This is a genomic window from Spiroplasma sp. hy2 (assembly GCF_044714365.1).
Classification (GTDB): Bacteria; Bacillota_I; Bacilli_A; order Mycoplasmatales; family Mycoplasmataceae; genus Spiroplasma; species Spiroplasma phoeniceum.
This window is the reverse complement of sequence record NZ_RXFZ02000070.1, coordinates 1-5,065: the sequence shown is the minus strand read 5'-3', so window position 1 is coordinate 5,065 and position 5,065 is coordinate 1. Positions and strand designations below refer to the sequence as shown.

Here is a 5,065-nt window from a genome sequence, read left to right as displayed (position 1 = left end):
TTGGATGATTTCAAATGGATTGTATTGTTGGTAAAGACCATCAATCAGCTTGTTTAACTTTTACCGAAGAAAAAAGTTTATATACGATTTGTTTTAAATTAGACCACCACAATTCAGAAGAGGTTAATAAAGCAATTAAAAGTATTTTTAAAAATAAACTTTATAAAGAAAATATAAAAGGAATTATAACTGATAGAGGAAAAGAATTTTCAAACTGAAAAGGAATTGAAAAAATTACTGGAACTAATGTTTATTTTTGTGACCCCGGTAAACCAAAACAAAAACCTAAAATTGAAAGAATGAATAGAGATATTAGAGAATATCTTATTAAGGGAACAGATTTTAACAATATTACTCAAAAAGAAATTAATAAAGTTATGAAAATTATTAATGAAAAACCACGACCGAGTTTAGGTTGAATGTCCTCCAAAGAGGCATTTTTACAAAATATTCAGTAATTAAATTATTAATTTTAGATTTTTAACAAAAATCATTTTTCGTGATGCTGAAATAACTACATAATTTAAAAAAATATTTTTTTTGAAAAAATAGTTGCAATTTTTAATAATAAAATATATTATTGACTTAATAAGGGTGAATTGTCCTATTTGCATCTTTACTTTACATTCCTTAAAAGCAAATCCATTTATCAACTTTATTAACCCGTGAATTTGTTTTTGCTTTTTTAACTACAGCTTGATATTGTTGTTCTAAATCAGCTTTTTTATTTTTCTCAAACATTTGTCACGTAAAATTATGCACTGAACCATATTTTGCGACAATCTCTTTGACTTGACCAGCTTCTTTAATTTGACTATTGTTAACATAAATATATTTTTCACAAAACTCTTCAACTTCACTCATCATATGTGTTACTAAAAACATCGCTTTTCCTTTATCAACAATATTTTCTTGTAAAAAGTGAAAAATTTCTGATCGAACTTCAATATCTAACCCAGTTGAAATTTCATCTAAAATAACTAAGTCTGGGTCATGGATTACTGATAATAAAATATTTAATCGTTGTTGTTGGCCGCCAGAAAGACCTTCAACAAATTTATTTTCCATTCCAATTAATTGATATGTTCGTAACAATTCACGTAAATGCCCATCTTTCATTGGAATATTAAAGGTATTTAAATAGTATTTAATCATATCCATTACTGAAATCCCAATTGGATATTTTGATTCTTGGAATTGTAAACCAATTGTTAAATTTTCTTGTCGATGGACTTTACCACTTGTTAGTTGGCGAATTCCACCAATAATTTCACTTAATGTTGATTTACCACTTTCATTGGCTCCAATTACCCCAATGCGATCACCTGGATTAATCACTAAATTAACGTTATTCAAAGCAACTTTATTTTTATATTTTTTTGTAACATCAACTACTTCTACTAGTGGTTTTGCTGAATCAATTGCTTTGCGTTCCTTTATAACTACTTGTTTCATAGGTTACCCCTTTCCTAGCTATATTTATTCAGTTTTAATTAATAAATACACTCAGAACATTTACCAAAAAAAATAAAAAAGGATATAAATATCCATTTTTATTTGTATGAACTAATTCTTATATTTTAGAAATTAAACTTGATCTAAGACTGAATTAATGTAACTAAAATCAGTATCTTCGCCATATAATTTTAAAATTTCTAAACTTTCATTAATGACAATTGCCTTTGCTAATTGTTGATAACAAATTTCATAAACTCCATATACTAAAACAGCCTTATGATAATTACTTAAGCGAGCAAAATTTCATCCTGGTTTTAAGTGTTGATTAATTTTCGCAATAATATCTGATAGATTTGCTAATATTTCCTCAATTTGAATTGTTTCCGTAGAAGTTGTTACCATTTGTGAGAAATCATATGCTTCTTGTTTTGTTGTTAAAACATCATGTTGTAAAACAAAGTGACGATATAACAAATTAATAATATTAATGCGTTCTTGGCGTTTTGACACGTGACATACTCCTTTAAATATAATGATATAAACAAAATAAACTACTTTTTTGTAACCGATAATTATGGCGATGACTATGCTCGCTTAACAAATGATGTAACATTAAAATTGTTTCATCGGCAAAAAGATCAATCGTTAAATCATCGTTTTTTTCAATATGTTTTATTATATCACTTCAATGCATTTCTTGCTGATTAATTATTTGAATATTATTATAAGGCACCAAGTCAGTAACAATAAATGGTTCTTTACTATTAATCACAACCAAATTAATTATAGCAGTACGTAAAAATTGTTTTGCATCAAGTAATTTAACCATCCGATTAATCATAAATTGTTGTGTTACAATTGGCGAAGTAATTAAACCTTTCCTTTGCTCTCACATTGGGGTTGTTAATGTTGTTGTTACTGGTTCAGATAATGTTTTGATTTTTAAAAAATAAAGATTTTTTCGCGTTAAAATTAAACGTGGAAAATAATATATAATACGGCTAAAATCATCATAAAAAGCAACATTTTTAAAATATCACATATAATTAACAGTCCGAACATATCGTTCAATAATCTTATCAAAGCCATGATATTGCTCAGAATATAACTCTTGTTTTCAATTCAACGGTGGTAAACCAAGCTCCTGTCGAATTTTAACTAAATAACGTCGTTTTTTAAATGTTAACATCTTATTTTCTCCTTCTTTAAATTAAGTAAAAAAGAAACCTATGGTTTCTTACGATGTCAAAAATGATTAGTTCGTTTTTGATGCGCATATCGATATTGAATTTCATCTTCTTCTGTTAATTTTTCAACTAATTCTTCATTATATCGCCGTGCTAAAGCTTCTTGATAATCAAAGATTTTTTCTTGTACCCGAACATGAATCCCATCTACTAGTAATGGGGCTTTAATTTCTGCCAACTTTAAAAATCTAATTTCTTTTGCATGTAAATACAGTAATTTCCCATGTAATTTAGCATTTCTTAATAAAATATATTCTTTTTTATTACATGCTTCTGTAACATTATCTTCAGTATAAACATTATAACTAAGAAAATGATTTTTATCTTGTGCATTACCTGCAAAAAACATTTCATTGGGGTCCATGCAATCAATGCAAATGATTTTTCCATTACGTAAAAAAAGATGCCCTGTTTTTATATCTCTTATCATTTCTCGTTACCTCCTATCTCCTTAAGGTTTATAAATATTTGGTTAATACTTAACGAGGTGATAATTAATAATTAATACACTATTTTCTACTACGTGCGTCTTGCATTAGTTTTGCTTGCACTCGTAATGATTCAATTAAAAGTTGCCGATTTTCTTTAACTTCATCGCGAATTCTTAATAACCGTCTGAATTCCTTTTGACGTTTAATAAACTCTTCAAGGTTTCCTTTTGTATCTTTATATTTAAGCACTTGTTTATTTGGCAATTTAATTTCAGCATATTGCTTTTGGTTTAATAGCATAACATGCTTACGTAATAGGGAAATTGATTCACTACGGTTTTTTAAAATTGCATCGTTTAATTCTTCATCATTAGTTTTAATTGCTCGTGATAAGTTAATAGCTCGATTAAAATCAGCTAATTCTTGAGAAATTTGACTATTATATCCTTGTTCATATTGACGTCGAACTTCAAATAAATATTCCGTCATTTTTTGATCATAAACTAATCGTTCTTCAATATTTGGCCGTTTTGTTTCATCATAACGATGATTATAATTTGTTTTTTTGTAAAGATCTTCATCAAACAATAATTCTTGTTCATCAGTTATTACTTTGTTTGTTTGATTATTAATCGCTTTCTTTGCTCTTGCAGTTTCTCGATCTTTTTTTCTTTGTTTATAATTTAGTTTTGCAGCAAAAGTTGCTTTTAATTGTTCTAATTGCGTTTGCTCTGCATCAGTCAATTTCTGAAAACGACTTTTATTTTCTAATCGTAAAATTAATCGTTCTTCAATTGATAATGGATCTTCTGCTGTCCGAATTATTTTAACTGGCTTTGGTTTTGGCGGAGTAATATCTTTTTCAGCAAATTCATTTAAACTAATTTCAACTGGTGATTGTTTAATTAAACGAACAAGAATTTCTTCATCTCCTTTTTCAATTTCAATTTTATCATTTGGATCAACAACAAAATCAACAATTGATAAACCATTCCGTTTAATTTGAGAAATTTGTTGTGCCAAGATTGGCCGTAAATCACGACGAATTGTTGTTACTTCTTCTGTTTCTTTTCGACAAATAATTGTTTTAGGTTTGTCTTCAAACGAGTTTGATAATTCTAATTTATTTTTAACCTGATTAGCATCAAAATGATTTCAGGTTGAGAAAGTAGAAAACTGGTCATTAATGTGCTCACTATCTTTTGATGGCGGTTTCATTAAATTTTCTGTTTTAGAATTGGCATTTTTAACAGACATTTTCTTCGGCATACTCGTTTGCTCGGTAGTAATTGTTATTTCTTCTGATAATGACATTACTGGTGAAAATTGTGGTAAGAAAGGCTTTGATTTTGACCCTGCTTTCTTACTAACTGCTTGTTTTGCTTTATGATTCTTTAATCTTTGCAAAACAGGAATTTCTTTTTCAACCCGATAACTATAATCAATAAATTTACTTTTAGCTCTTTGCTCTTCTCAAGTATTTCTTTTTTTATCCTTTAAACGAATAACACCTGTTTTTTTAGTTCCAACAACTTCGTTAACATATTTTTGTTTTAACGCTTGGTATTCGGCACTATTTTCATCTAATTGTCCCAATAAAACCTTGATTGTTGCTGGCGTTAATTTTTTATCCATTAGTTCTGTTGTATCTCGATCAGAATCAATAATGTTTCCATAATTGACACGAGAAGTTACGACAGATTCTGAGTCTTTTTCCTTTGCCATTTTCTATTCCTCTTTTATCTATTTTCTCGTTTTTTGATACTTACATATACTATATAAAATTTTTGCACTTTTTTAAAGTTTTTTCTTTAATTTTGTTGAAAACTCTTGATATTTATAAAATATACCTAAAATTAGGTATATTTTTAATATATGGAGGTAAATAATTAATGAAAAAAATAATTACAGAATTAATAAATAGCTTAT

Annotated in this window: 5 protein-coding genes and 1 pseudogene (1 of these 6 cut by a window edge); 1 reads left to right on the top strand and 5 read right to left on the bottom strand. The window is 27.6% G+C overall.

The genetic code is table 4. The features are described 5' to 3' along the window. A pseudogene (locus EHV01_RS03175) lies at window positions 1–458 on the top strand (IS30 family transposase) (its annotated part extends 12 nt beyond the left edge of the window); the annotation flags it as partial. Between the two features lie 172 nt (window positions 459–630). Here the strand turns inward: EHV01_RS03175 and EHV01_RS03170 are convergent. The 5 genes from EHV01_RS03170 to EHV01_RS03150 all read right to left on the bottom strand — a co-directional run bounded on the left by EHV01_RS03170 (window position 631) and on the right by EHV01_RS03150 (window position 4,861). Further along, a complete protein-coding gene (locus tag EHV01_RS03170; RefSeq protein ID WP_422066168.1) occupies window positions 631–1,455 on the bottom strand; it encodes an ATP-binding cassette domain-containing protein in 825 nt (274 codons plus the stop codon). Window positions 1,456–1,587: 132 nt separating this feature from the next. Next, a complete protein-coding gene (locus tag EHV01_RS03165) occupies window positions 1,588–1,968 on the bottom strand; it encodes a transcription antitermination factor NusB (protein ID WP_422066167.1) in 381 nt (126 codons plus the stop codon). Between the two features lie 13 nt (window positions 1,969–1,981). Then, window positions 1,982–2,647 (bottom strand): hypothetical protein, encoded by a 666-nt coding sequence (locus tag EHV01_RS03160; RefSeq protein ID WP_422066166.1) that lies wholly within the window; start codon window positions 2,645–2,647, stop codon window positions 1,982–1,984. Between the two features lie 38 nt (window positions 2,648–2,685). Beyond that, a complete protein-coding gene (locus EHV01_RS03155; protein ID WP_422066165.1) occupies window positions 2,686–3,135 on the bottom strand; it encodes a hypothetical protein in 450 nt (149 codons plus the stop codon). A gap of 79 nt (window positions 3,136–3,214) precedes the next feature. Next, complete coding sequence (locus EHV01_RS03150) at window positions 3,215–4,861, bottom strand: hypothetical protein (RefSeq protein WP_422066164.1); 1,647 nt, start codon at window positions 4,859–4,861, stop codon at window positions 3,215–3,217. Between the last annotated feature and the right edge of the window lie 204 nt (window positions 4,862–5,065).